At 60.4% G+C, this 25,109-nt stretch carries 24 protein-coding genes and 1 pseudogene; 10 read left to right on the top strand and 15 right to left on the bottom strand.

Annotated elements, in window-relative coordinates; genetic code table 11:
- Positions 1-128 precede the first annotated feature (128 nt).
- From ACA068_RS13115 to ACA068_RS13100, 4 genes are all read left to right on the top strand, one after another.
- On the top strand, positions 129-1,784 hold the full coding sequence (locus tag ACA068_RS13115; protein ID WP_497310204.1) for a Na/Pi cotransporter family protein: 1,656 nt from the start codon (positions 129-131) through the stop codon (positions 1,782-1,784).
- Positions 1,772-2,125, top strand: coding sequence for a DUF2493 domain-containing protein (locus ACA068_RS13110; protein ID WP_497310203.1), 354 nt, complete (start codon positions 1,772-1,774; stop codon positions 2,123-2,125). The genes ACA068_RS13115 and ACA068_RS13110 overlap by 13 nt, the downstream gene beginning before the upstream one ends.
- A gap of 223 nt (positions 2,126-2,348) precedes the next feature.
- Positions 2,349-3,119 carry a PA4824 family protein gene (locus ACA068_RS13105; protein WP_497310202.1) on the top strand — a complete coding sequence of 257 codons (771 nt, stop codon included), beginning with the start codon at positions 2,349-2,351 and terminating at the stop codon, positions 3,117-3,119.
- A 106-nt stretch (positions 3,120-3,225) separates the two neighbouring features.
- Positions 3,226-3,543: a DUF2388 domain-containing protein gene (locus tag ACA068_RS13100; RefSeq protein WP_403101891.1), complete on the top strand. Its 318-nt coding sequence runs from the start codon at positions 3,226-3,228 to the stop codon at positions 3,541-3,543.
- A 60-nt stretch (positions 3,544-3,603) separates the two neighbouring features.
- Here ACA068_RS13100 and ACA068_RS13095 read toward each other — a convergent pair whose 3' ends face one another.
- Both ACA068_RS13095 and ACA068_RS13090 read right to left on the bottom strand, forming a co-directional pair.
- Entirely contained in the window at positions 3,604-4,524 is a 921-nt protein-coding gene (locus ACA068_RS13095) for a pyridoxal-phosphate dependent enzyme (protein ID WP_497310201.1), read from the bottom strand.
- A 101-nt stretch (positions 4,525-4,625) separates the two neighbouring features.
- Positions 4,626-5,417: an SDR family NAD(P)-dependent oxidoreductase gene (locus ACA068_RS13090; RefSeq protein ID WP_497310200.1), complete on the bottom strand. Its 792-nt coding sequence runs from the start codon at positions 5,415-5,417 to the stop codon at positions 4,626-4,628.
- A 124-nt stretch (positions 5,418-5,541) separates the two neighbouring features.
- Between ACA068_RS13090 and ACA068_RS13085 the strand changes: the two genes are divergently transcribed.
- Positions 5,542-6,489 (top strand): GlxA family transcriptional regulator, encoded by a 948-nt coding sequence (locus tag ACA068_RS13085; protein ID WP_497310199.1) that lies wholly within the window; start codon positions 5,542-5,544, stop codon positions 6,487-6,489.
- 42 nt (positions 6,490-6,531) lie between these two features.
- Here the strand turns inward: ACA068_RS13085 and ACA068_RS13080 are convergent, their stop codons facing one another.
- The 7 genes from ACA068_RS13080 to ACA068_RS13050 form a co-directional block, all read right to left on the bottom strand.
- Positions 6,532-7,200, bottom strand: coding sequence for an HAD family hydrolase (locus ACA068_RS13080; RefSeq protein WP_497310198.1), 669 nt, complete (start codon positions 7,198-7,200; stop codon positions 6,532-6,534).
- Positions 7,201-7,247: 47 nt separating this feature from the next.
- Positions 7,248-7,655, bottom strand: coding sequence for a response regulator (locus tag ACA068_RS13075; RefSeq protein ID WP_497310197.1), 408 nt, complete (start codon positions 7,653-7,655; stop codon positions 7,248-7,250).
- Positions 7,656-7,768: 113 nt separating this feature from the next.
- Positions 7,769-9,376 carry a GMC family oxidoreductase gene (locus tag ACA068_RS13070; protein WP_497310196.1) on the bottom strand — a complete coding sequence of 536 codons (1,608 nt, stop codon included), beginning with the start codon at positions 9,374-9,376 and terminating at the stop codon, positions 7,769-7,771.
- A 162-nt stretch (positions 9,377-9,538) separates the two neighbouring features.
- On the bottom strand, positions 9,539-10,756 hold the full coding sequence (locus ACA068_RS13065) for a mandelate racemase/muconate lactonizing enzyme family protein (protein ID WP_497310195.1): 1,218 nt from the start codon (positions 10,754-10,756) through the stop codon (positions 9,539-9,541).
- Between the two features lies 1 nt (position 10,757).
- The gene (locus ACA068_RS13060; RefSeq protein ID WP_497310194.1) at positions 10,758-12,077 is read right to left on the bottom strand and encodes an MFS transporter; all 1,320 of its coding nucleotides are present in this window, start codon (positions 12,075-12,077) and stop codon (positions 10,758-10,760) included.
- An 84-nt stretch (positions 12,078-12,161) separates the two neighbouring features.
- Complete coding sequence (gene aldA / locus ACA068_RS13055) at positions 12,162-13,586, bottom strand: aldehyde dehydrogenase (protein WP_497310586.1); 1,425 nt, start codon at positions 13,584-13,586, stop codon at positions 12,162-12,164.
- 145 nt (positions 13,587-13,731) lie between these two features.
- Positions 13,732-14,664, bottom strand: coding sequence for a LysR substrate-binding domain-containing protein (locus ACA068_RS13050; RefSeq protein ID WP_497310193.1), 933 nt, complete (start codon positions 14,662-14,664; stop codon positions 13,732-13,734).
- 184 nt (positions 14,665-14,848) lie between these two features.
- Here ACA068_RS13050 and ACA068_RS13045 point away from each other — a divergent pair, with 184 nt between their 5' ends.
- Together ACA068_RS13045 and ACA068_RS13040 are read left to right on the top strand one after the other, a co-directional pair.
- On the top strand, positions 14,849-16,027 hold the full coding sequence (locus ACA068_RS13045; protein WP_497310192.1) for a hypothetical protein: 1,179 nt from the start codon (positions 14,849-14,851) through the stop codon (positions 16,025-16,027).
- A gap of 214 nt (positions 16,028-16,241) precedes the next feature.
- Positions 16,242-17,117, top strand: a complete 876-nt coding sequence (locus ACA068_RS13040; RefSeq protein WP_497310191.1) for a LysR substrate-binding domain-containing protein — start codon at positions 16,242-16,244, stop codon at positions 17,115-17,117.
- 170 nt (positions 17,118-17,287) lie between these two features.
- Here ACA068_RS13040 and ACA068_RS13035 read toward each other — a convergent pair whose 3' ends face one another.
- The 4 genes from ACA068_RS13035 to fae form a co-directional block, all read right to left on the bottom strand.
- Positions 17,288-18,652, bottom strand: coding sequence for an MFS transporter (locus ACA068_RS13035; RefSeq protein WP_497310190.1), 1,365 nt, complete (start codon positions 18,650-18,652; stop codon positions 17,288-17,290).
- Between the two features lie 153 nt (positions 18,653-18,805).
- Positions 18,806-20,239, bottom strand: coding sequence for an NAD-dependent succinate-semialdehyde dehydrogenase (locus ACA068_RS13030; protein ID WP_497310189.1), 1,434 nt, complete (start codon positions 20,237-20,239; stop codon positions 18,806-18,808).
- The gene (locus ACA068_RS13025) at positions 20,236-21,270 is read right to left on the bottom strand and encodes an aldo/keto reductase (protein WP_497310188.1); all 1,035 of its coding nucleotides are present in this window, start codon (positions 21,268-21,270) and stop codon (positions 20,236-20,238) included. The genes ACA068_RS13030 and ACA068_RS13025 overlap by 4 nt, the downstream gene beginning before the upstream one ends.
- Before the next feature lie 10 nt (positions 21,271-21,280).
- Complete coding sequence (fae, locus tag ACA068_RS13020) at positions 21,281-21,793, bottom strand: formaldehyde-activating enzyme (protein WP_403101851.1); 513 nt, start codon at positions 21,791-21,793, stop codon at positions 21,281-21,283.
- A 293-nt stretch (positions 21,794-22,086) separates the two neighbouring features.
- On the opposite strand from fae, the gene ACA068_RS13015 reads away from it, so the two are divergent.
- Both ACA068_RS13015 and ACA068_RS13010 read left to right on the top strand, forming a co-directional pair.
- Positions 22,087-23,028, top strand: a complete 942-nt coding sequence (locus ACA068_RS13015; protein WP_497310187.1) for a class I SAM-dependent methyltransferase — start codon at positions 22,087-22,089, stop codon at positions 23,026-23,028.
- A gap of 83 nt (positions 23,029-23,111) precedes the next feature.
- Positions 23,112-23,687: pseudogene (locus ACA068_RS13010) on the top strand (P1 family peptidase); the annotation flags it as partial.
- 48 nt (positions 23,688-23,735) lie between these two features.
- On the opposite strand, the gene ACA068_RS13005 reads toward ACA068_RS13010, so the two are convergent.
- Together ACA068_RS13005 and ACA068_RS13000 are read right to left on the bottom strand one after the other, a co-directional pair.
- On the bottom strand, positions 23,736-24,188 hold the full coding sequence (locus tag ACA068_RS13005; RefSeq protein WP_497310186.1) for a cupin domain-containing protein: 453 nt from the start codon (positions 24,186-24,188) through the stop codon (positions 23,736-23,738).
- Positions 24,189-24,333: 145 nt separating this feature from the next.
- Positions 24,334-24,651, bottom strand: a complete 318-nt coding sequence (locus ACA068_RS13000; protein WP_497310185.1) for a winged helix-turn-helix transcriptional regulator — start codon at positions 24,649-24,651, stop codon at positions 24,334-24,336.
- Between the two features lie 6 nt (positions 24,652-24,657).
- On the opposite strand from ACA068_RS13000, the gene ACA068_RS12995 reads away from it, so the two are divergent.
- Positions 24,658-25,020: an SDR family oxidoreductase gene (locus tag ACA068_RS12995; RefSeq protein ID WP_497294105.1), complete on the top strand. Its 363-nt coding sequence runs from the start codon at positions 24,658-24,660 to the stop codon at positions 25,018-25,020.
- Positions 25,021-25,109: the final 89 nt, after the last annotated feature.

Raw genomic sequence — 25,109 nt, 5'->3', positions numbered from 1 at the left:
GTGGGAGCGGGCTTGCTCGCGAATGCGGACTGTCAGTCAACATCGATGCTGAATGACCCACCGCATTCGCGAGCAAGCCCGCTCCCACAGGGAGACGCGCTTAACCCTACTGATAAGGGAGAGTCCTGATGTCGGGAACGACTCTACTGATCAACCTCGCAGGCTCCATCGCACTCTTGCTCTGGGGCACTCACATGATTTCTTCGGCGTTGTTGCGCGGCTTCGGCACGCCACTGCGTCAGTGGCTGGGCCACAACTTGAACAACCGCTGGATGGCGCTGCTTTCGGGTATCGGCATCACCGGCATCCTGCAAAGCAGCACCGCCGTCAGCCTGATGGCGACGTCGTTCACGGCCGCCGGCACCCTGGGTCTGGCGCCCGCGCTGGCGGTGATGCTCGGCGCCAATATCGGTTCGACCCTGGTGGTGCAACTGCTCAGCGTCGACGTTTCAATCCTCACACCCATCGTGTTGCTCGCGGGTTTGATGGTGTTCCGGCTGCGCGATGACTCACGCTACGAAAGCGTCGGTTGTGCGCTGATCGGTCTGGGGCTGATGTTGTTGGCCCTGCGCATGCTCGGTTCAACACTGGCGGATGTCGAAGGCACACCGGTCTTCCAACTGATCATGCAGAGCCTGGACGGCGATCTGCTGATTGCATTGCTGGTGGCGCTGATCCTCACGTGGCTGTGCCATTCCAGCGTCGCCGTGGTGTTGCTGATCGTCTCGCTGGCCGCTACCGGTTTGCTGTCGGCCACCACCCTCGTCGCGCTGGTCCTGGGCGTGAACATTGGCGGTGCGCTGCCTTCGGTGATCAATGCCGGTTCCAGCGTCGGCCGACGCTTGCCGCTGGGCAATCTGCTGGTGCGTGCGGTGGGTGCCCTGGTGGTGTTGCCGTTTGCCGGGCTGCTGGCCGAGTTGAAGCTGGAGCCGTCGGTGCTGGTGGTGTCACTGCACACGGGTTTCAATCTGCTGCTGGCGCTGGTGTTCATCGGCCTGACCGATGTGCTCGCCAAAGGGCTCACCCATCTGCTGCCGGCACCTGAGCGGGATGTCGATCCGGGCATGCCGCACTACCTGGACGAAGCGGGCCTGGAAGTGGCCAACATCGGCCTGTCCAACGCGGCTCGGGAAGCGCTGCGCATGGCCGACATGCTCTCGGCGATGCTCGGCCGACTGGTGCAGCTGTTCCACACCTCGGCGCCCGCCTGTGCCGATGAAGTGCGGCGCATCGATCAGTCCCTGGACCTGCTGGGCGCAGCCATTCGCGCTTACCTGGCGGACATCGGCAAGGAAGGCATCAGTGACAGCGATGCCGATCGCTCCCAGGAAATCCTGCTGTTCGTGATCAACCTCGAACATGCAGCGGACATTCTTTCCAGCAGCCTGACGCAGTTGGCCATGCGCCGCTTGCGCCGTGGCGAACAGTTCTCGGCGTTCGAGCTGGGCAACATCGCGCCGCTGCACGACGCGCTGCTGGAAAGCCTGAGCCTGGCGATCACCGTGTTCCTGCGTGAAGACATTCCCACCGCGCACCACTTGATCCATCGCAAGGAGGCCGTCAGAAGGCTCGAAGCGCACGCCAGCCGCGAGCACTTTCGCAAGTTGCAGGAGGACAAAAACACCTGGGCCGAATCCGGCGACATCTTCCAGCGGGTCTTGCGCGATTACCGCCGCGTGCATCACCACATCGCCGCCTTGGGCTATCCGCTGCTGGAGCGTGCCGGCGAGCAACCGGTCGAGAGCACCGACCTGACCAAGGAGAATCCCTCATGCGCCTCTTGATCTGCGCGGGCCGCTATTACGCCGACAGCCGTCTGTGCCGACGGGTCCTCGACGCCTTCCAGCGCCTGCACCCGGTGCGGGTGCTGATCCATGGCGGCAATCAATTCCTGGGCGGCGATATCGAAGAGTGGGCCCGGGAGCACGGTGCCGACATCGTGCGCTACCCGCCCAACTGGCAGCGCCACGGCAAGTCGGCTGAACGCCTGCGCAACCACTTCATGTTGCTCGACAGCCGACCTGACGTGGTGATCGCCCTGCCCGGCGGCGAAGACACCGAAGAGCTGGTCGCCCAGGCCCGGACGGCCGGTTTGCAAACCTTATCGGTAGCGGATCGGGGCTGACCATTCTCAGCCACAACGCGATCGTGTAGCAGCTGCCGAGCTGCGCGAGGCTGCGTTCGGCGACGAAGTCGTCGTGAAATCAGCCCCCGCGGTGCGCCAGTAAAACCGCGTCCGCAGGGTTTACGACGACTGCGTCGCCGAACGCAGCCTCGCGCTGCTCGGCAGCTGCTACAGGACCGCGTTACGGGCTGATCGCTAACCAAAAAACTTCGAGGTAACACTTATGCAAAAACCTACTCACCTGTTTGCATCCTTCGTGCGCAGTCTGCCAGCCCCTCAAGGCCGGCGTCTGCGACGCAATTTGTTGTTCGTCAGCGTCACCGTGGGTCTGATTGCGGTGCTCAGCGTCATCTCCCGCGCCAACGCTGCCGGCGGTGCGTATGCGGTGGATGACGCCGGAATCAACGCGCCCGGAGAATGCAACATCGATGCTTGGTATCAAAACGGTCGGCACGGTTCATCCAGCACCAGCGTGGTGTCACAGGATTGCACGTTCAAGGGCCTGCCCAACGTGCAACTCGGCGCCGCCGTGCAGCACAGCCGCGATGACGGGGACTCGGAAACCCAGTTGAGCCCACAATTCAAGGCGCAAATATTCTCACGGGAAGACCTTGGCCTTGCATTGGCGCTGGCGGGTTCGACTCACTTTGCCTTCAATCGGGCCCACGCCTTCGATGGCGCCGACCTGAACCTGCCCTTCACCTACCAACCGATCGAAACCCTGCGCCTGAACCTCAATGCCGGCTGGACCCATGCCTATGACGATGGCGAGCACAACCATCGCTGGACCTGGGGCACCGGCGTCGAATACGACCTGGCCCGTTCCCTGACGCTGATTGCTGAACGCTACGGCCAGCAAGGCGGCGAACAGGCGTGGCAGGCCGGGCCGAGGCTGCATGTCGGTGAACGCATCGACGTGGATCTGGTGGTGGGCCGCAACCTGACCGGGGAACGAGATCAGTGGCTGACCACCGGAGCAACGCTGCGTTTTTGAACGATAGGGCGCGCAGAACGGATCGACAGGGAACTCCTGACGATCGCCGGGCATCCTAAATGATGAGGTACTTCCTTTTTTGCTTCACGCTTCAGAGGACATCGCTATGCGCCGTCTGATTATCATCTCCTCATTCATGTTGTGTTTGCCCGTCGGTTCGGCCTTCGCCAAAGTGGACGCAGGCGATGTCGCCACCTCTGCCGGGGTTTCCGCATCGCTGTATTCGACGTTCAAGGATAACAAACTGGCGATTCCCGCCCGTGATGACGCCTCCAGCTTCGTGGCCAGTGGCGGTACGATTCGCGGTGTGTACTTGGAGTCGGTGTTGAATCAGATTCGCCAGGAAAATCCCGGACTCAAAGCCAGCGACGAAGAGCTGGCCAGAGCCATCCTCATCCAGGAAGGCGCTGCTGCGGGCCAATGAAGGTTGAAAAGGTAACGGTGGGGCTCGCGACAGCCGGATAGTGTGCAGCCCTGCCTTGCTTCACCCCGCGGACAAGCGCGCCCATCCGGCCACCAACTGCGCGCTGATGCTGACCCCGCCACACACCACAATCACCACGTCATGGGCTTCGGCGATCGCCGGATGGTCCAGATACGCCACCGCCAATGAAACACCGCACGCCGGTTCGACCAACTGGCGCAGGTCGTTGGCGTAACGCACCACGCCCATGATTGCCTCGTCATCACTGAGCACCACACATTCGTAAGAAAAGTCGAGGAGGTGCTGCACCGGCCACGCGGCCACTTTGGCAGCGCCCAGCGATGTCGCGACGGTGTCGATACGCGCCAGCCTGACGGGATGTCCGGCCTCGATGGCGGCTGCAAAGGATGCCGCACCCTGGGTTTCACAGGTGATGATCCGGCAGTCCATGCGATGGTGGCGAATCAATCCGGTCAGCAGACCCGCCAGCAAACCGCCGCCGCCCACCGACGTCACCAACGCATCGACTTGAGGGCAATCCTCGAGGACTTCATCGATCAGGGTGCTGTGCCCTTCCCACAGCACAGGATGATCGAAGGCAGGCACGTACTCGGTATCCGCATCCTGTGAAAGCGCTTTGGCCCGTTGATTGGCCTCGTCCCAGACCTTGCCGTGAACGATCACCTCGGCACCGGTTTTACTGATTCTGGCGCGGGTGGTTTCCGGGGTGGTGTGCGGCACAATAATGCAGGCTTTCAGGCCTAGGGCAGCAGCGGCCATGGCGGTGGCAAAACCGGCGTTGCCACCGGACGGACAGACAACTTTACGTTTGCCCTGGGCCTTTGCCTGACTGCACAAAAGGCCCATGCCGCGCAATTTGAACGAGCCGCTGGGTTGCAGGTTTTCCAGCTTGAGCCAGATGCGCCGGGTCGGCGTTGACAAGCCTGGGTGCAGAATCAAAGGCGTTCTGATGTGAAGCATTGTGTGCTCCCTTTGGCAGCACCGGCTTGTCGAGGTTTCGACGAGCCGGTGATGAACGATCCTTATCCAAGCTTAGTTCACCCTGCCCCAGGGTTATCGGTTTACCGGTAACGCGGTGCCGCCGATGAGTGGCCGAACGAGCCTGACAGCACTTGGCGCTGGGCCTCGTAAGCGTCCCATTTGTCGCCTTCGTGCAGGCCCGGAATGGTCACCACTTCACCCTTCGCCAGGCCGACCAGCGCGGCATCGACCATGTCCTCGGCGGACATCACGATCTCTTGCGGCAGGTTTTCCACCGGGTTGCCCGCCTCGCTCCAGAAGTCGGTGGCGGTCGCGCCAGGCAGCACCGCCTGAACGCGAATGCCCTTGTCGGCCAGTTCGTGATGCATCGACTGACTCAGGCCCAGCACGAAGGCCTTGGTCCCGCCGTAAACGCCGTTGAGGATTTCCGGAGCGACGGCGACGATGGAGGAAATGTTGATAACGGTGCCGGTGCCCCGGTCGACGAAACCAGGCACCACGGCATAGGACAGACGCATCAGCGCGGTGACGTTGAGGGTGATCATGTCTTCCATGTCGTCCACCGGGCTGCCGAGCAACGGCATCACGCCGCCAACACCGGCGTTGTTGACCAACAAGGTGATGCTCGCGTCGTTGCGCAGAATGCTTTCAACCCGCAGCAGGTCGGCCTTGTCTTTGAGGTCGGCAGCGACCACTTCCACGGCGCGGCCGGTTTCGTTGCTCAGGTGGTTGGCCAGGGCATTGAGTTTGCCCTGGCTGCGGGCGACCAGAATCAGGTCGTAACCCTGCCGGGCGAGACGGTCGGCGTACACTGCGCCGATACCCGAAGAGGCGCCCGTGATCAGGGCAGTGCCTTTGGTTGAGAGAGCCATGTTCAATTTCCTTCACAGTGAGGCGATAAGGTCGCCGGGTGTGATCATTTATAAATGGACTGACACTCGTCTCAAATGACGTTTAAAGTACGTTTTTCGGACATTGGCTTTTGAGGGCACCAACATGACTTCCGTGGCGTTCGTGGTTTTCGAGGGGTTCCAGTCCATGGCGCTGGCGGCGATGCCGGTGTTCGAATACGCCAACTTCAGCGCTGGCGAAGCGCTTTACGAGGTCAGCGTGATCTCTGAGGAGGGGCGTTCCCTGCGGGCTTCCGGCGGTTTGAGTGTCGGCACCCAGGCGTTCGATGAGCGGGTGTTCGACACGGTGATCGTGGTCGGCGGCGATTCTATCCTCGAGCAGGCGCCCGAGGCTGTGCTGGCGTACTTGCGCGACAACGTGAAAACCGCCCGGCGCACGGCGTCGATCTGTTCGGGGGCATTCGTGCTGGCCCAGGCCGGTCTGCTCGACGGACGGCGGGCGACCACGCATTGGGCCTATGCGCGAGATCTGCAAGCGCGGTTTCCATCGATCAAAGTGGAAGAGGACCGTATTTACGTGGTCGACGGTTCCATCTGGACCTCCGCCGGCATGACCGCTGGCATCGACCTGGCGCTGGCCATGGTTGAAAAGGACCACGGCGCCGACCTGGCCCGTGCCGTGGCGCAGAAACTGGTGATGTACCAGCGCCGCGCGGGCGGCCAGTCGCAGCATTCGGCCTTGCTGGAACTGGAGCCCAAATCCGACCGCATTCAGACCGTCCTCGGCTACGCCCGGGAACACCTGACATCGGCGTTATCGGTGGAGCAACTGGCGGAAGTGGCACGCCTCAGCCCACGGCAATTCAGCAGGACCTTTCGCGCCGAGACCGGGCAGTCCCCGGCCAAGGCCATCGAAAACCTGCGCCTGGAGGCGGCACGGCAAATGCTCGAGCGCGGACGGCTGACCCTCGACCAGATCGCCGCCGAGGCCGGCTTCACCGACCGTCGCCGCATGCGCGAAGCCTTCCTCCGGGCGTTCGGCCAACCGCCGCAGGTGATTCGGCGTAATGCCAGGTCGCCGATGACGGCGTGAGCATTAGCGGTCAGGGGGCGGACGAGGGATTTCTTGAACCCGTTAAATGGTGTTGAGGCGGATTTGACCGCCGGAATCTACGTGCACGGTCATCAAGTCATAATTGACCAGCGTGGCATGCACCGTCTGAATCGGATGGTCATGAGTCGAGGTCATTATCACAAGATCCGCCCCTGCCGCCTCTGCCGCAAGAATCCCAACGGCGGCATCTTCAAAGATCAGGCAGTCAGTCACCTCGACACCTAACCGTTGAGCCGCCAGTCGGTAGCCTGCAGGATCCGGTTTGCCGGCACTGACATCTTCGGCGGTAACCATGACATCAGGCTCGGGAATCCCCGCCGCCGACATCCGCCGCAACGCCAGCGCCTTCGGTGCAGAGGTCACGATCGCCCATTGCTTGGCTGGCAAGGATCTGAGGAAGTTCGCCGCGCCGGACACCTCGACAATCCCTTCCACGTCTTCGATTTCCGCTTCGGTAATCCAGTTGGCTTCTGCCTCGGCATCCACCCCGGGCAACGCCAGACGGTTGATGGTGTCGATGGCGCGGGCGCCGTGAATGGTCGGCAGGAAGGACTCGACATCCACGCCGTGGCGCAGGGCCCAGGTGGTCCAGATCCGCTCGGCGGCGGCAATGGAGTTGAGGACGGTGCCGTCCATGTCGAACAGGAACGCGCGATACGGCGTACTAAAAACGGATTCGTGGGCAGACAAGGATGAGCTTCCTTCGTGTGTCAGGCAGGTCCGTCAATGTACACGACCTACACCGACCGCCGCGACTTGAAGGCCCCTTCAACACAATCCAGCAGTTGCCCCAACGCCCAGGGTTTCTTGATGAACGACACCGCATGCCGCACCCCGGCGGATTCGGGGGTTTCAAAACCGGACATGATCATGATCGGCTTCTCGGGCCATCGATCGCCGAACTCATTGGCCAGATCCGCGCCGTTACGCTTTCCGGGCATGGTGATGTCCGTGAGCAACAGACCCACCTCGTTCGCGTGCAACTCCAGGTAAACCGATGCGGCGTCCGCGCTAGCGTGCGGTTCAACCTTGAAACCTTCCTCCTGAAGAATTTCGCAGAGAAATTCCAGAATCAGCGGGTCATCTTCAACCACCAGAATCAACCCATCAGGAAGCTGCTCGCCCGCCATCGATATTGGACACATGACCTTGCCACTCCCTGATCGCATAAATGATTTCGCGGGCTCAAATCCGCTGCCTACAGGTATGAGCAGCGGACTCGGCGGAAATTCATTTTTGATACAGGAAGGTGATGAAATCAGGCGTCCTGCAGAATCAGATCGGCTCCTTTCTCCGCCACCATCAACACCGCCGCGTGGGTATTGCCGGAGGTTACGTTGGGGAAAATCGATGCATCGACAATGCGCAAACCGTCCAGACCATGGACCTTGAGACGCTTGTCGACCACCGACCGCTGCTCGTCCGCGCCCATCGCGCAGGAGCCGCACAGGTGATAAATCGAACCGCTGTTCTCCCGAAAATACTGCAGCATCTGTTCATCGCTTTCGATGGCCGGGCCGGGCAGCACCTCATCGACGGTGATGCGTTTGAGCGCCGGCGCCTGCATGATCTTGCGCATCAGGCGGCTGCCCTGGATCACTTCGTCGATGTCCTTTTGCGTGCTCAGGTAATTGGGGTCAATCAGTGCGGCGTCCCGCGGGTTTTTCGAGGCGATCTCGATGTGCCCGCGACTGGTTGGCCGGCACGGGTTGAAGCACAGCAGGAAGCCTGAGTACGGTTCGGGCTTGAGGCTGGCTTTGTTGTTTTTCGGGATCTGGTAAGACAGCGGGTTGAAGTAAAGCTGCAGGTTCGGATGGTGCTGCTGCTCGTTACCCCGGAAGAACCCGCCGGCCTGGTTGACGCTCATCGCCAGTGCGCCCTTGCGGGTGAACAGGTATTTGAGGCCCAGTTTGAACTGACCGAACAGCGAGCTGAGTTGGTCATTGAGCGTCGGGATGTTGGCCTTGTAGTAATAACTGGCGCACAGGTGGTCTTGCAGGTTCTGCCCCACCGCCGGCAGGTGTTTGACCAACGGGATGCTGTGCCTGGCCAGCAGCGCCTGATCGGCGACACCGGACAATTGCAGAATCTTTGGCGTGTCCACGGCACCGGCACACAGAATGACTTCCTTGCTCGCGGCGAAGGTGCGCACCACGCCGTGCTGGGTGATGGAGATCCCGGTCGCACGACCATTGTCGAACAGCACCCGGTCCACCAGCGCGTAGTGCTCGACCGTCAGGTTCGGCCGGCTCAATGCCGGATGCAGGTGCGCAAAGCTGCTGGAACAGCGTTGGCCGTTGCGGGTGTTGACATCGTAGATCCCCGAACCTTCGAATTTCGGCCCGTTGAAGTCGTCGCTGTGCGGGTAGCCGAGTTCGTCGCAGCCTTTGAGGAACACATCGCAGATCGGATGGGTCTGGCCCTTCATCGGCGTGATGCTGATCGGGCCGCTGCCGCCGTGGTATTCGCTGTCGCCCAGCGGATGGTTTTCCAGTTTGCGGAAGTACGGCAGCACATCCTTGAAACCCCAGCCATCGTTGCCGTTGGCGGCCCAATCGTCGAAGTCATGGGCCTGGCCGCGAACGTAGATCATCGCGTTGATCGAACCCGAACCGCCCTGGACCTTGCCACGCGGGGCATAGATTTCGCGGTTGCCCAGCTGCTTTTGCGGCTGGCTGTAGTACATCCAATTGAAGGTCGGGTTGTAATACATTTTGGCAAAGCCGACCGGGATCTTGAACCACAGGGAACTGTCCTTGCCACCCGCCTCCAGCAGCAGCACCGAGTACTTCCCGGATGCCGAGAGCCGATTGGCGAGAATGCAGCCCGCGGCGCCAGCGCCAGCGATGATGTAGTCGTAAGTCATGCACGGTTACCGCGTAAGTCGTTGTACAAAAAAAACCGAGCGCCCCTCCTGTAGGAGCGAAGCTTGCTCGCGAAGGCGTCGCATCAGTCAACATTGATATTGGCTGACCCACCGCTTCCGCGAGCAAGCTTCGCTCCTACAGAGGGATTGAGCCCTCTCCCGTCAGCCTCTGGCTGGCGATGTGTCTTTGACGTCTGCCGGGGTCGGTGTCATTTGCAAATGCAACCGCTCACCGGTGTACGGCGAATGCCGGCGCACCACGTCCATATTCAGCTCTACACCCAGACCCGGTTCGGTGGACGGAATGATGTAGCCGTCCTCCCATTGCAACGGTTTTGTCAGGACTTCGGCATGGAAACCGCCCCAGGTCATGATGCTTTCCTGAATCAGGAAATTCGGCGTGCAGGTGGCCAATTGGAAACTCGCCGCCGCGCCAATCGGCCCGTTGTAGAGATGCGGCGCGATCTGCGCGTAATAAGCCTCGGCCATGCTGGCGATTTTTTTCGCCTCCAGCAGACCACCGCAACGAGCGACGTTCATTTGCAGAATCGACGCGCCGCCAGCCTGCAGTAATTTGAAAAATTCGTACTTTGTGGTCAGCCGTTCGCCGGTGGCAATCGGGATGCTGGTCTTGGCCGCGACTTGCGCCATGGCTTCTTCCTGTCCCGGCGGCACCGGTTCTTCGAACCACAACGGATCGTATTTCTCCAGGCGTTTGGCCAGGCGAATCGCCGAGGACGGCACCATCTGCCCGTGCGTGCCAAACAGCAAATCGCACTTGTCGCCCACCGCTTCGCGGATCTTGCGGCAGAAGGTTTCGCAACGTTCCAGCACTTCCAGGGAAATCTGGTGCCCGGAGTACGCGGTGTACGGTCCGGCCGGGTCGAACTTCACGGCAGTGAAGCCTTTGTTCATGTTCTCGATGGCGCACTCGGCCGCCAGGTCCGGGTCGTCGTAGTCGTACTCCCCCTTGCTGTTGACCGGGTACAAATAGGTGTAGGAACGCAGGCGTTCATTGACCTTGCCGCCCAGCAATTCGTAGACCGGCTTGTTCGCCGCTTTGCCGATGATGTCCCAGCAGGCCATCTCCAGGCCGCTGACCACGCCCATCATGGTCAGGTCCGGACGCTGGGTGAAACCGCTCGAATAGGCCTGACGGAAGAAGCGTTCGATGTGGTGCGGGTCGTGGTTGAGCAGGTAGCGTTCGAACACGTCTTCGATGATCGGCAGCATGGCTTTGGGGCCGAAGGTCGCGGCGTAGATCTCGCCCACGCCTTCGATGCCGCAATCGGTCTTGAGCTTGACGAACAGCCAGTACATGCCGCCGATGTGCGGTGGCGGTACGGCGACGATATGGGTTTCAAGGGCGACGATTTTCATCTCAGGCACCTGTCTTGTTCAAAGATTGACGATTGATTCGAGCGCGCAGGGTCAGGGCCGCCAGGGTCCCGAGCAGGCCGACGAAAGCGATGTAACCGAAATACAGCTTGTAACCAAAGGCCCCCGGGAAATGTTCGGTGAGGTAGCCGTTGATCAAGGGAATGAAAGCGTCCGGCAGGTACCCGACGACCGAGACAATGCCGATGGCCAGGCCGGTGATGCGCAGCGGAATGTTGCAGGTGTCGAGGATCGCCCAGTACAAGCCGCGAATGGCATAAGTCATCAAACCAATGAAAATCACCGTGCCGATCAACAAGCCCATGCTGTTGAGTGCCGGGAACACGATCAGGCCGACCATCGCCAATGTTGCCAGGAACAGCGCCACGATCAGCACCGAGATGTTCGAGAACTTGTCACCGAGCCAGCCACCGCCGATCCCGCCAATCGGGCGCATCCACAACTTGATGGTGGTGATGGTGCCGGCCATGACCGCGGTCATGCCACCGCCCTGCAAGTAATCGGAGAAGCTGTAAGTGGCCCAGAAGATGTGATAACCGCAGAACACAATGGCCGTCACCAGCCACAGTTCAGGGATTTTCACCAAGGTGGTCAGGTCGCTGAGCAGGTTGTACTTGCCCTTCTCCACCGCCGCCGTGTCTTCCATCGACTTCGGGTCCTTGATCAGCACCAGCACACAGCCGATGGCGATACAGGTGAAGGCGTAGAGGTAGACCACGTGCTTGAAGCCTTCAGCGGCGGACTCGCCACGGGTTTCGGTGGCGAAGGCAAACAGCCCCAGCGCGACGGTCGCCAGCAAGGCTTCGACCAGTCCGCGACCGCCATCGAGGATGCCGAAGAAACGCCCTTGTTCAGTGTGATGAGCGATCATTTTCACGCGTTTGAGCACCGAGGCCCAGAACGTCAGGCCGGTGGTCAGGCCCCAGCAACCGAAGATGATCATCAAACCGGTCATCGACGGCGCGGTGGAATACCAAAGGCCCAGGGCGCCAGTGGCGACCAGCGAGAAGAAAATCAGGAATCGTGGGGCAATGCGATCCGCCAACCAACCGCTGGGCAGATACGACAACAGGAAAATCGTGCCGAGCATCGAGTACAGATAACCCAGTTCGCTGTGGTTGATCTGGAACACTTCGAGCATGGTGGTCTGGTAGACCTGGCGCAGGTACAGGATCGGATAGATCGCACCGGCGGCCAGCACTAATAGCATCAGTTGGAAATAGCGACTTCCCTTGTCACTGTGGACTTTTGAACCCGCGTTCGAACCCTGAACAGCGGCAGCAGTGGATGCATGCTTGGACATCTAGGAGACCTCGGGCAGCCCGGTGGTCCGGGCGCCCCTGATAATTGTTTTTATGGGTGCAGCGTGAGGCGTGTTGCGGGTGGATCAATACTTCATCACCACAAGACGGGTCTGGGTGAATTCGAGCATGCCGTGCTTGCCGTCATCGCCGCCCAGGCCCGAGCGTTTCCAGCCGGCGTGGAAGCCTTGGTACGGGTCCGCCGGGGTGCGATTGACGTACAACTCGCCGGCCTCGATGGCGTTGGCGACTTTCATCGTGGTGCGGTAGTTCTCGGTGTACAGCACCGAAGACAGGCCGAACTGATGGTCGTTGGCCATGGCCAGCGCTTCGTCGATGTCGCGGTACTTGAGTACCGGCAACACGGGGCCGAAGATTTCTTCCTGGATGATTTCCATGTCCTGACGGCAACCGCTGAGCAGGGTCGGCGGGTAAAAATGGCCGGGGCCTTGCGGGATAAAGCCGCCTGTTTCCAGTACAGCACCGTCGGCGACGGCGCGCTCGACCATGGCGTGGATGTTCTGTTGCGAGCTGGCGTTGACCAACGGCCCCATCAGGCCGGCATCGGTGGCCCGGTCGCCGAATTTCACAGCGCTGATTTTGGCTTTGAGCAGGGCGAGGAATTTTTCGTAGACGCTTTCCTGAACATAGACCCGCTCCACCGCCGTGCACAACTGGCCACAGTGGGTGGTCTTGGAGGCGACTATCGCGCTGGCGGCGGCTTCAAGATCGGCATCGGCCTCGATGATTGCCGGGGTTTTTCCGCCCAGTTCCAGCGACGGCTTGGCGATGTTGGCCTTGCAGTAGTCGAGCACGATGCGCCCGGCGTTGACGCTGCCGGTCAGGGTGATCAAGCCGACGGCTTTGTGAGTGCACACCGCAGCGGCGGTGGCGTGGTCCATGGTCAGGATGTTGACCACGCCGGCCGGCAAACCGGATTGCTGCACGGCTTTGGCGATTTCGAACGCAGAGGTCGGGGTGTTGTTGCTCGGACGCACCACCACGGTGTTGCCGGCAATCAGCGCCGGGGCGATTTTGCGCAGCAAGGTGTAGACCGGGTAGTTGAACGGGATCAGGCAGGCGACCACACCGATTGGCTCACGGTGCAGAAAGAGGTTTTCGTTGGGGGAGTCGCTGGGAATGATCTCGCCTTCGATCCGCCGCGCCCATTCGGCGTGATATCGGGTGATCTGCGCCGCGTAGCGGGCTTCGTTGCTGGCATCAGCCACGCTCTTGCCGGATTCGGCGGCGAGGGCTGCACCGATACGATCGGCACAGGCATCGAGGGCGTCGGCGAAGGAGCGCAGGTGTTCGGCGCGTTCGATACTGGTGAGTTTGCCCCAGACTTTCTGGGCTGCGGCGGCGGCTTCGACCGCATTGACCGCTTCATCGGCGGTCGCGGCCGAGACGTGGCCTACCAGCGCTTCGGTCGCCGGGTTGAAGACTGCGATCAGCGCTTCGCCGGCAGGTTCTATGAAGTGACCATTAACAAAATTTCGCTCGAGTCGCATGTGCATCGCCCATCGTTGTTTTTATCCAGTGAGACGCAGTCTTGGCATCTGGCATGAGTTGAACAAACGATTTATTGAGCGATGTAACATTCGAAAAATACAGGTTACCCCTGCAGCGTCATGATCAAATGTGGGTTGGGCGTGGTCAGTTGGCGGCGGTCGAGGGCTCTAGCTGCCGTTGCGCCAGCCAGATCTCTTCCTGCAACCACTGACTGAACACCTGCAACTGCGGCATCAATGTCTGCTCCGGCCGGGTCACCAGCCAATAGGATTGATGCCCTTCGACATGTACGTTCAGCACTTGGGTCAACTGCCCGCTGGCCAGCTCCGGGGCGACCATGTGCCAGTCGGCGATGGTGATGCCCAACCCGTCGACGGCCGCACGGATCGCCAGGTCCAGCAGGTCGAACTCGTAGCCGCCCTGGGTATCGACGCCGGTAATGCGCGCCGCGCCCAGCCAGTGTTTCCAGGTCAGGTAGCGCTGGTCTTCCCGGGCCAGGACGTGCAACAACGTCAGGCGATTGAGATCTATGCCCTGCCCGCTCCACTCCCGCGCATACAAGGACGGCGCGCACACCGCAATGTGCCGTTCCTGGATCAGCAGCGAACTGTCCAGCCCGTCCCATTCGCCGTCGCCGAAACGGATCGCGCAATCGAGCGTGCTGGTTTCGGCCAGGCTGTCCTGCAACCGTGTGGTGATGCTCAGTTCCAGTTCCGGATGCTTTTCCCGCAATCGCCCCAGCCGCGGCATCAGCCAGCGATTGGTGAAGGTCGGCGGCGCGTTGATGTGCAGGCGATTGGAATGGGTTTTCTGCTGGATGCTGCGCACAGTCAGTTCGATCTTGTCGAAGGATTGATGCAGTGCCCGCAGCAGAATTCGCCCGGCGCTGGTCAGTTCGAGGTGATGGTGGCGGCGTTCCAGCAGCGTCTCGTCGAGCTGTTCTTCCAGCTGACGCACCTGGCGGCTGACGGCGCTCTGGGTCACGTTCAACAACTCGGCAGCGCGGGTGAAGCTGCCCGTGCTGCCAGCCACTTCAAAGGCTTTCAGCGCGTTGAGGCCGGGCATTTTGCGTTTCATGGAGGGCTCTCAATAGGGGTTACAAGGCACAAAGCATCCCACGCTCGCCGTGTATTGTCCTACAGGATTTTCTAACTAACATGCATTTGACGAAGGTTCTATCGCGCTTTTTATCGTTTGTTCAACGCATCGCTGATCGCAAGACTGGCCGGCATCTCTAATAAAAATAACCGAGAGCTGCCCCATGCACTTCCCTGCTTCCCTGCGCCTTAGTCCGTCTTGCCTCGCTTTACTCTGCACCTTCGCAGCGCCTGCCATGGCGGTACAAGTGACCGACAACCTGGACCTCGGCGGTGCCATTCGTGCCCGCTGGGATTACGATCCGGACCGTGACATCCAGAAGTTCGGCCTGGACACCGTGTTCCTCAGCGCCAAGTACAACTCCGACACGTGGATCGGTGAGGCTCAATACCGTTTCTACGGGCGGTCCTACCCTTACCAGTACACCAAGAACTACGGTGACATCCAGTTCGCCAAGTTCGCGTGGGCCGGCTACAAGTTCAACACCGATCAGCAGGTGCAAGTGGGCCTGAACACGGTGCCATTTGGTTTGCAGCCGTACTTCGGCAGCACGTTCTACGAAACCCTGGGCAACGTCATCGGCCTGGAAGATGTGCAACAGGTTGGCGCCAAGTACATCCAGCAATCGGGCGACTGGAACCTCCAGGCCGGTTACTACCTGCGCCCGGCGTGGCAAGGCAAAGGCACCAGCAACGGGGTCACCTACTCCAGTGTGGTGTCCGAAGCCGACAGTTACGTCGCCGACGGCAGCGACAACCAGGAGCGCAACACCGTGGTGCTGCGCGTGGCCAAGGCGCTGGACCTGGGACCATGGAAGTCTGAAATCGGCCTTTCTGGCCTGACGTCGTCGCTTCAGAACAGGGACACCAATGACGATGGCCGGCGTAACGCCGTGGCCGTTCACTATTTGGGCAAGAACGGTCCCTGGGGTGTTCAGCTGCAAGCGGCGCGGCAACAGATGTCGCCGCGCAACGCCGGCACTGATGAACTGGTGACGCTGGGCGGTTACGACGGCACGTACAACGTCGCCAGTCGCGGCAATCTGTATGTGGCGGATGTGAGTTATGACGTGGCCGGCAAATACCTGTTCGATCAGGTCAGCGGCGTGAAGCTGTACGTCAACTACAGCGCCTTCGATAAATCCGCCAACGACTTCAAGACCTCGCAACGGATGATCCTCGGCACCTCGTTCTCGTTGAGCAAACTGTGGATCGCGACAGAATGGATCTACGGCAAGAACGATCCGTACATCGGCGGGAGCAGCTATACCCAGAGTCTGGGTGCGGGTGGTAGTGACCAGTGGGAAAACCAGTTGTATATGAACATCGGCTATTACTTCTGATCCGGCATTTTTGGCGTCCTTGAGGACGCCATCGCGGGCAAGCTCGCTCCCACAGGATCACCGAACCTGTGGGAGCGGGTTGCCCGCGAAGACGCCCGTCCAGACAACACTTGCATCAGCCCCTTCCTGATAGTCAGATAGGCACCACAAACCCATCCAAAAACAATAAGCCGACCCGACGCAACACCCGAGGCCGGTGCGGAGCCATCCTCCCATGCGTCAACTGCCCTCGCTCAACATGCTGCGTGTCTTCGAGGAAGTCGCGCGGCATCGCAGCTTCAGCCAGGCCGCCCTGGGCCTGAACGTCACTCAGGGTGCCGTCAGTCGCCAGATCAAACAGCTCGAAGACTACCTCGGCGTGGCGCTCTTCATACGGACGCCCCAAGGCTTGTCACTGACCGAAACCGGCACCGCCCTCTCCCCGCATCTGGCGGAGGCCTTCGACCACATCGAACGCGCCCTGCAAGCCGTGCGCGTGCCGAACCTGCGTCAGCGCTTGCGCATTCTCGCGCCACCAACCTGGGCCACGCGCTGGTTGTCGGCGCACTTGCGCGTGTTCTGCCAACGTTACCCGGACATCAGCCTGAGCGTGACCAACCAGGCCAGCCACGACAACCTCGCGGAAATTGATTGCCACATCCGCTTCGGCCTCGAAGCCGCCAGCCATTGCAGCAGTCAGTTACTGGTGATGGAACGGCACATCGCGGTGGCCAGTCCGGAACTGTTCAACGATGGGCAACCACCGGACCTGAGGCAGTTTCCGTTGCTGCACATTTTGCACGACGGCAAGCGCTTGAAAGTCTGGGAAAACTGGCTGGCGGCGATGGACCGCGACGATGTGGATGCCGGGCAAGGGTTGGAATTCAGCACACTGGATCAGGTGATCCATACCGCGCTGGCGGGGGGTGGATTGGCAGTGATTGATCGGCAGATGATCGAGAAGGAACTGGCCAATGGCAGTTTGTTGCCGATCACCCCGGTGGAAGTGATCGGACCGTATGGCTATTGGCTGGATGTGGCGAACGACAAGCAAGGGTTGTCGAAAGTGCGGTTGTTTACCGATTGGTTGGCATTGGTCAGTAATCCCTGATCACCCGCACCTGTAGCAGCTGCCGAGCCCGCGAGGCTGCGTTCGGCTGCGAAGCAGTCGTAAGATCAGGTTACTCGGTCCTTCAGGTTGACCGGGTTGTCTGGACTACGACTGCTGCGCAGCCGAACGCAGCCACGGCAGCTGCTACAGAAGACGGTGGTGAGGCTTGATTAGATCGGTGCCGCGACTTTTACTGCCCCCGTTGCACTCCCCTCCACCGGACTCTGCGCCTTGCACGCCTGGCTCAACGTCAACGATTTAGTCTCCGGCGCCCAGGCCCAGGACAGCAACGCCCCCAGCGCCAGGATCGCCGCCAGAATGCCCATGGTCGGGCTCAAGCCGATACCCGCCACGCTCACCGGCAACAGAAACGTACTCACCGCCGAGCCCAAGCGACTGACGGCTGTCGCCAGGCCAATTCCGCTGGCCCGCACTTCGGTCGGGAAGCTCTCGGCCGGGAATACCCCCACAAGGTTGCTCACCGCCGACAACACCAGGGTAAACAAACCAAACACCAACACCATCAGGAACGCCGCGCTGCTCGGCAACACGGCCAACATGAACAACGCGACCGCCAGAATGATGAACGAGTTGATCAAGAACCCGCGGCGGGAGAATTTAATCGTGCACCAGATGCCGATCAGCGCCCCGAGGATCAGCAGCATGTTCAGCATCAGCTCCGTGCCAAAGCCTTCGGCCAACCCCATCTTTTGCAGGATCGACGGCAGGAAGGTGTAAATGGCGAAGTACGGCATCACGATGCAGACGAAGAACAGGCAATTGAACGCGGTGCGTTTGCGGTATTCACGGCTGAACAGCACGGCGTAGCCGGAACGGGTTTCGGTGGATTGGGTTTCGTCGAGCTCGACGTTGTCACCCAGGTGTTTCTTGACGATCGCTCGCGCCTCGGCGATTCGACCCTGGTTCACCAGCCAACGCGGCGACTCCGGCGTGCCAATGCGGGCAATCAGGATCAGCGCCGCCGGGATGGCCGACGAGGCCAGCATCCAGCGCCAGGCATCGTCGCCGAGGCTGAGCATGGCGGTGCCGACGAACGTAGCGGCAACGTAGCCGAAGGTCCAGATCACGCTGAACGAACCGAGCAGCACACCGCGATGTTTCTTCGGTGCAAACTCGGCCAGCATGGCGTGACCGACGCTGAAATCACCGCCCAACCCGATACCGATCAACACTCGGCACAGGAACAGTCCCATGGCTGTCTCGGCGTAGAACTGCATCACCGAGGCAATGGTAATCAGCACGAAGCTGACCAGGAAGATTTTCTGCCGGCCGACCTTATCGGAGATCCAGCCAAAAAACAGACTGCCGAGAAACAGGCCGATCAGTGCCGAAGCGCCAATCAAACCTTGCCAGAACGCATCCAGCTGCATTTGCGGACTGAGCAACGTGAACGCGATACCGATCAGGCCGAGGATGTAGCCGTCGGTGAAGTGTGCGCCGAAGGTCAGTCCGGCGATTTTGAGGTGAAAGCGCCCGATGGGCAGGTCGTCGATTTTTACCGGTTGTACGGACATGTAAGTCTCCAATTGTTGTTATTGACGGAGAAATGAAACCGATAGCTTTTTGTGGGAGCGGGCTTGCTCGCGAAGAGGAAGTGTCAGTCGACATTTATGTTGCCTGACACGCCGCTGTCGCGAGCAAGCCTTCCCCCACAAGGTTTGGCGCCGTTACAGGCCGCCCATTAACAGGTATTTGATTTCCAGGTAGTCATCCAGACCGTACTTCGAACCCTCACGACCGAGGCCCGATTCCTTGATGCCACCGAACGGTGCCACTTCCGTGGAAATGATCCCTTCGTTGATTCCGACCATGCCTGCTTCCAGGCCCTCGGCCATGCGCCAGACACGGCCGATGTCACGACTGTAAAAGTAAGCAGACAAACCGTAGGGCGTGTCGTTGGCCTTTTGCAGCACTTCGGCTTCGTCCTTGAAGCGGAAGCACGCCGCCACCGGCCCGAAGGTTTCGTCCTGGGCGATCAGCATGTCGCTGGTGGCTTCGGCGAGGATGGTCGGTTCATAAAACGTACCGCCGAGTGCGTGGCGACGACCACCGCACAACAGCTTGGCGCCCTTCTCCAGCGCATCGCCGACATGCAGTTCAACCTTGGCCAGCGCCGCCGCGTTGATCAGCGGACCTTGCTCGGTTTCACCGTCCAGCGCACTGCCGACGCGCATCGCCGCCACGGCTTCAGCGAGCTTGCCGGTGAATGCTTCGTACACGCCGTCCTGGATAAAGAAGCGGTTCACGCAGACGCAGGTTTGCCCGGTGTTGCGGAATTTCGAGGCCATGGCGCCTTTGACCGCAGCGTCCAGATCGGCGTCGTCGAAGACAATGAACGGCGCGTTGCCGCCCAGTTCCAGCGAGACTTTTTTCAGGGTGTCGGCGGCCTGACGCATCAGCAATTTGCCGGTGCGCGTGGAACCGGTGAACGACAGTTTGCGCACGATGCCCGAGGCTTGTAGCGCCCCGCCAATCGCCACGGCATCACCGGAAACGATGTTGAACACACCGGCCGGAATGCCCGCCTGCTCGGCCAGCACCGCCAAGGCGAACGCGGACAACGGCGTCTCTTCCGAAGGTTTGAGAATCATCGTACAACCGGCCGCCAGCGCCGGGCCGACCTTGCGGGTAACCATCGCCAGCGGGAAGTTCCAAGGGGTGATCGCCGCAACGACACCGATGGCTTCCTTGACCACGATGATCCGCGCGTCAGCCTTGTGGCTTGGGATCACGTCGCCGTAAGCGCGCTTGGCTTCTTCGGCGAACCACTCCAGAAAACTCGCGGCATAAACCACTTCGCCCATGGCTTCGGCCAGTGGCTTGCCCTGCTCGCGGCTGAGCAGCGTCGCCAGATCCTTCTGGTTGCTCAGCATCAGCTCGCTCCAGCGCTTGAGCTTCTGGCTGCGTTCCTTGGCGGTCAACTTGCGCCAGGATGGCAATGCACGGTTGGCGGCATCGATGGCGCGGTTGGTTTCTTCGGCGCCTGCCTTTTGCACGTCGGTAATCAACTCACCGTTAGCCGGGTTGAACACCGGGTAGGTCGAGCCGGCGCAGGACCACTGACCATCGATGAAATTGCCATTGCGGATCAGCGCGCTCATGCCACAGCCTCGGTCAGGTTGAAGCGTTCAAGACCTGGACGGGCCGAACGCAAGATTCGTTTGCCGGCGGTGTAATCGTTGATCACGTCGCACGGGGTGTAATTGCGTTCCAGTTCATGCAGTTCTTCGGCATCGAGTCGGGTTTCCAGCGCCGCCAGCGCACTGTCGAATTGCTCGGTGGTGTCAGCGCCGACCAGCATGCAATCCACGCCCGGATGATTGGCGACCCAGGCCTGGGCGATCTGCGCATTCGACACACCACGGGCACGGGCCACGCGCTGTACCGAATGCGCGATCTGGAACGAGGCTTCGTCGCTGTACATCTGCTGGGTAAAGAAGTCGGTCTGGTTGCGGGTCGACTGCACGTCACCGGTCAACAAGCCACGGGCCAGCGGGCTGAACACCGAGACGCCCAAACCCTGGTCGCGGCAGAACGGAATCATCTCGCGCTCTTCTTCGCGGTAGGCGCAGTTCAGTTGCAGCTGCATGTTGATCGGCTTGACCCAACCATTGCGTTCGCAGGCCATGAGAATCTTCGCCAACTGCCCGGTGAGCATGGTCGACACGCCAATGTAACGGGCCTTGCCGGAACGCACGATGTCGTTCATGGCGCTCATGGTTTCTTCAACCGGCGTGTTCACGTCGAAGTAATGCAGCATGAACACATCGACGTACTCCATGTTCAGGCGCTTCAGCGAGGCGTCGATGCTGTCCATGATGTGCTTGCGCGAATGGCCGCTGGCGTTGATCCCGGTGCGGGTGCCGTAGCCGACCTTGGTGGTGATCACCAGGTCCTCGCGACGGGCCAGGCGCTTGACGATGCGCCCGACCACTTCCTCGCCGACGCCGGCGGAATAGAAGTCGGCGAGGTCGATGAAGTTCACACCGTTATCCAACGCGTGCGCGACGATCGGCTCGCTCTTCTTCTCATTGAAGATCCACGGTTTCCAGTCCGGGGTGCCCATGTTCATGGTGCCCAGGCACAAGCGGGAGACTTGCAGGCCGGAGTGGCCAAGACGAATGTATTGCATGGCGCGGACCTCAGGCTTTTGGCGTGTAGAAAGGGTTGCTGATGTGATCGACCACATCCGCCAGTTGCGCGGTTTCCGGTTTGCCGGTCAGCGCGGCACGGATGGCCGTGCGGCAGGCGTTGTAGTTGTTCAGGTAGACCGCATCCAGGTCATCGCAGGCCGGGTTGACCCAGTTCGCGGTGACGATCGCCCACTCATCCTCGGCTTCCGGCGGCAAGGTGCCGTCGAGCAGCGCTTCCAGAACAGCCTTGGCGATCCCGGCCTGCGACGCGCCCCAGGTAGCGTTGCCATGCAAGTCGCTGCTGATCGCAGCCTTGTTGACATAAAGGGTCATCGGCTTCACCGGAATGTTCGGCTGGGCGATCACCATGAACGGACAATGGCCCTGGCTCGGCGACGCCAGGCTATTGGCAAACGCCTGTCCCGCCGGACCGTTACGCGGGCCGATCAGAATGTTGATATGCGCGGCGTTTATGCCCGGGCCTTCGAAACCTTCACCGATGTACAGGTCGAGTTCTTTCATGGGTCATTACTCTTCAGTGATTTTTTGGATGATCAGAAATGCACGCAGACTGTGGAGGTCGCATGGCAAATGTCAGGGGGCGAAGAGCGCGGGTCGTGGCGTAGAGATTCAGTCATAGGTGCAAACGCTCTTTTTTGTTGTTGATGAGCTGTGTTTGCAATTTTTTAACATTGGGGGATTGAGGGGCTGTAACCATTAAATGTCATGGGGGCATGAGGTTTGGTAATGCCCCGCAGAAACCCGGCGCAATTGTGTTTAAAATGCCGCCCCCATCAAACTGCTGGCCCTGCCCGATGAACGCTGACGCTCTCTCCACCCTTCACGACCATTTGCTGAAAGCCCTGGCCGATGCACCCGCAGAAACCCGTCGGTTGTTCCATGGCCGGGGCCGGTGCTGGCCTGGGCTGGAGCAGTTGACCGTCGACTGGCTGGAGGGTATGGTGCTGGTGTCGCTGTTCAAGGAACCTGAAGCGGCGCAGCTGGAAGATTTGAAGCGGTTGCTGATGGCGGTCACTGAATCGGCGCAGTGGCAACAGTCAGGGGCGCAGACGCTGTTGCTGCAACACCGCTACCTGCTGCAAAGCACCACCGAATGGCTGCTTGGGGACGTGATCGAGGAATTGATCATCACCGAGGGCGGTCTGCGTTATCGGGTGGATCTGGGTCGCAAGCAGAACACCGGGTTGTTCCTCGACATGCGCTACGGTCGCGACTGGGTGCGGGCCAATGCCGACGGCAAGCGCGTGTTGAATCTGTTCGCCTACACCTGCGGCTTTTCGGTCGCGGCCATCGAAGGTGGCGCCGAACACGTGGTCAACCTGGACATGTCCAGCCCGGCGCTGAACCGTGGTCGTGACAACCATCGGCTCAATGGCCATGCCATGAGCAAGGTGAGTTTTCTTGGCCATGACTTGTTCAAGTCCTGGGGCAAGGTGATCGGCAAGGGCCCTTACGACCTGGTGATCATCGATCCGCCGTCCTTTCAGAAAGGCAGTTTTCTGCTGACCAAGGATTACCAGCGCGTGTTGCGTCGGCTGCCGGAGTTGCTCAGTCCCCAAGGGACGGTGCTGGCGTGCATGAACGATCCGGCGTTCGGGGCGGACTTCCTGATTGATGGCGTGATGCGTGAAGCGCCGGGTTTGCGGTTCGAGCGGCGGCTGGAGAATCCACCGGAGTTTCCGGATGCTGATATTGAATGCGGGTTGAAGGCGTTGGTGTTCACGCTGAAGGACTGAGTGCTCCTACAAGGGTTCTGGTGTGTGGCCACTGTTTGGGTCAACGCGGCTGTAACCGTGTTTTGCCGGCGTCCATGTGCTCAACGGCAACACGCCAATTGAGCAAGGCCCAGGGCGGTTGGACCGTCGGTGCGATCGTCCAGGCCAACCATGGCATTCGCAATGAGCTGCGCGTCGACGGTTACCCGGTCGGTCGCTATATGGAACAGGCTGACTCACCGTTCCTCAAGGCATCGCTGCCTTATCCGGGGATGGGCTCGATCGTCGTTTGCCTGGCCACCGATGCGCCGCTGCTGCCGCATCAATGCACGCGCCTCGCACAGCGTGCCAGCCTCGGGCTTGCCCGTACCGGCGGCGGCAACGAAGACCACAGCGGCGACATTTTCATCGCCTTCGCCACCGGCAACCAACACGTGCCACCGGCCGCTTACGAAGGGAAAGGTGCGCCCACCTGCAACAACCTGAGCATGGTCAACAATGACCACATCAGCGAGTTGTTTTTGGCCGCGACTGAAGCGGTGGAGGAAGCGATCATCAACGCCCTGTTGGCGGCTGAAACGACGGAAGGTAACGGCCACACCGTGCCGGGTCTGGACGCGAAAACACTGCTCAAGGCATTGAGTCAGGCCGGTTGGCCGGGGGAAACAGTCGGGATCTGAATACGCTTTAACGAAGACGCCCGATGCAGTGCATCGGGCGGCTATCGCTTATTTTTCCAGGATCAACAGCGGTGTGTCTTTTTTCACGAGGTACGTCGCCAGCTCCGAGGCTTTGCCGTCACCGACGTTCTTCGCGACATGCGCAGTGCCTGCGGGGATGTACAAGGAGTCGCCGGCTTTGAGAGTGATCGGCGCCCGCCCTTCGAGTTGATACTCAAACGTGCCCGAGATGACGTAAGCGACTTCCACGCCAGGATGTGAATGCTTGGGGGAAGTGACGCCCGGGTCGAAATCGACACGCACCTGAATCACCTCACCCTTGGAAATATCGAGGTCCTGGCGCACCAGGTCCGTGCGGTGCAGGCCTGTCTGCCAGCTTTTTGCCGGAGTGGCTTGCGCCGGCGCTTTGGCTTCTTCAGCCGCGAATGCGTTAAGTGATACGGCGGCAGCCAGGGCGATGCCGAGCAGGCCTGCGGTGTGACGGGATTTGATACGGGACATCGCAATTCTCCAATGATTGCCGCGGTTGCGGTGGCTTCATTAAGAGGTCGCGGTGTATCGCGCAAGTGTCGAGAACAGCATGGTTTTGTATGCCCAGGTAACTACCGGCGCCGGGGATACGTTCAGATACAAGCACGTGGGTGCTTCAGTGCGATACGCCCAGTTTGGTCACGATGTCTTCTGGCTTGAGACGTCGTCCGTCCGTTGAAACCAACTGCAGTTTCTGGATCGGCTGACGATCCTGTGCGTCGACCATGACGGATCCCGCTTCGCCGGGTTCGTACAAAAACTCGTTGCCCCACTGCGACAAGGCAATCAGGACGGTTTGCAAGGCCCTGCCCTTTTCAGTCAGCACGTATTCCTTGTAGATGCTTCCATCAGCCGCCGGCGCCATCCGCAACACACCTTCTGCCACCAGTCCCTTGAGGCCGGTGCCTCGATTATTTTGAACGGATCGGTGCATGCGGTCATGGGATGGCCGGGTTACAGCGCCTACGCAGCAAGCAAGGGCGCCGTTCGTTCCATGACACGGGTGATGGCCGCAGAATTTGCGCCGCGTGGCATTCGCGTCAACCAGATTACACCCGGGGCTGCACGCACACCGGTATGGAACCCCCACACGGTGAAAGTGGGTATGGATGCACTGGAGGAAAAACTGAACACCACGATCCCGCTCGGTCGCATTGGCGAAGCTGAAGAAGTGGCCACCGTCGCCTTGTTCCTTGCCTCCAGCGACTCTTCAAACGTCGTAGGCGCAGAGATTGTCGTCGACGGCGGTGCAACCAGTTCGCCATTGGGCGCACCGGCTCACCGAAAAAACTGGCAGGCGTAACGGGTTTGTATCGATGTGTATGTTCGCTGGCGATCTTACACAGCGATACACAACCACCGGATCAGGACACACAGGCACTACATAAAGGT

This window comes from Pseudomonas sp. LBUM1660 (assembly GCF_059695935.1).
The sequence above is the reverse complement of the archived record's forward strand: the minus strand, read 5'-3'. Positions and strand labels throughout refer to the sequence as shown.

Bases quoted from the DNA above. Each gene is read 5' to 3' on its own strand.
- ACA068_RS13115 (WP_497310204.1), top strand. From the start codon at position 129: ATGTCGGGAACGACTCTACTGATCAACCTCGCAGGCTCCATCGCACTC.
- ACA068_RS13070 (WP_497310196.1), bottom strand. From the start codon at position 9,376: ATGACTTACGACTACATCATCGCTGGCGCTGGCGCCGCGGGCTGCATT.
- ACA068_RS13065 (WP_497310195.1), bottom strand. From the start codon at position 10,756: ATGAAAATCGTCGCCCTTGAAACCCATATCGTCGCCGTACCGCCACCG.
- ACA068_RS13105 (WP_497310202.1), top strand. From the start codon at position 2,349: ATGCAAAAACCTACTCACCTGTTTGCATCCTTCGTGCGCAGTCTGCCA.
- aldA (WP_497310586.1), bottom strand. From the start codon at position 13,586: ATGCGACTCGAGCGAAATTTTGTTAATGGTCACTTCATAGAACCTGCC.
- ACA068_RS13040 (WP_497310191.1), top strand. From the start codon at position 16,242: ATGCGTCAACTGCCCTCGCTCAACATGCTGCGTGTCTTCGAGGAAGTC.
- ACA068_RS13045 (WP_497310192.1), top strand. From the start codon at position 14,849: ATGCACTTCCCTGCTTCCCTGCGCCTTAGTCCGTCTTGCCTCGCTTTA.
- ACA068_RS13015 (WP_497310187.1), top strand. From the start codon at position 22,087: ATGAACGCTGACGCTCTCTCCACCCTTCACGACCATTTGCTGAAAGCC.
- ACA068_RS13025 (WP_497310188.1), bottom strand. From the start codon at position 21,270: ATGCAATACATTCGTCTTGGCCACTCCGGCCTGCAAGTCTCCCGCTTG.
- ACA068_RS13000 (WP_497310185.1), bottom strand. From the start codon at position 24,651: ATGCACCGATCCGTTCAAAATAATCGAGGCACCGGCCTCAAGGGACTG.
- ACA068_RS13090 (WP_497310200.1), bottom strand. From the start codon at position 5,417: ATGGCTCTCTCAACCAAAGGCACTGCCCTGATCACGGGCGCCTCTTCG.
- ACA068_RS12995 (WP_497294105.1), top strand. From the start codon at position 24,658: ATGGGATGGCCGGGTTACAGCGCCTACGCAGCAAGCAAGGGCGCCGTT.
- ACA068_RS13100 (WP_403101891.1), top strand. From the start codon at position 3,226: ATGCGCCGTCTGATTATCATCTCCTCATTCATGTTGTGTTTGCCCGTC.
- ACA068_RS13095 (WP_497310201.1), bottom strand. From the start codon at position 4,524: ATGCTTCACATCAGAACGCCTTTGATTCTGCACCCAGGCTTGTCAACG.
- ACA068_RS13085 (WP_497310199.1), top strand. From the start codon at position 5,542: ATGACTTCCGTGGCGTTCGTGGTTTTCGAGGGGTTCCAGTCCATGGCG.
- ACA068_RS13005 (WP_497310186.1), bottom strand. From the start codon at position 24,188: ATGTCCCGTATCAAATCCCGTCACACCGCAGGCCTGCTCGGCATCGCC.
- ACA068_RS13110 (WP_497310203.1), top strand. From the start codon at position 1,772: ATGCGCCTCTTGATCTGCGCGGGCCGCTATTACGCCGACAGCCGTCTG.
- ACA068_RS13075 (WP_497310197.1), bottom strand. From the start codon at position 7,655: ATGTGTCCAATATCGATGGCGGGCGAGCAGCTTCCTGATGGGTTGATT.
- ACA068_RS13060 (WP_497310194.1), bottom strand. From the start codon at position 12,077: ATGTCCAAGCATGCATCCACTGCTGCCGCTGTTCAGGGTTCGAACGCG.
- ACA068_RS13050 (WP_497310193.1), bottom strand. From the start codon at position 14,664: ATGAAACGCAAAATGCCCGGCCTCAACGCGCTGAAAGCCTTTGAAGTG.
- ACA068_RS13030 (WP_497310189.1), bottom strand. From the start codon at position 20,239: ATGAGCGCGCTGATCCGCAATGGCAATTTCATCGATGGTCAGTGGTCC.
- fae (WP_403101851.1), bottom strand. From the start codon at position 21,793: ATGAAAGAACTCGACCTGTACATCGGTGAAGGTTTCGAAGGCCCGGGC.
- ACA068_RS13035 (WP_497310190.1), bottom strand. From the start codon at position 18,652: ATGTCCGTACAACCGGTAAAAATCGACGACCTGCCCATCGGGCGCTTT.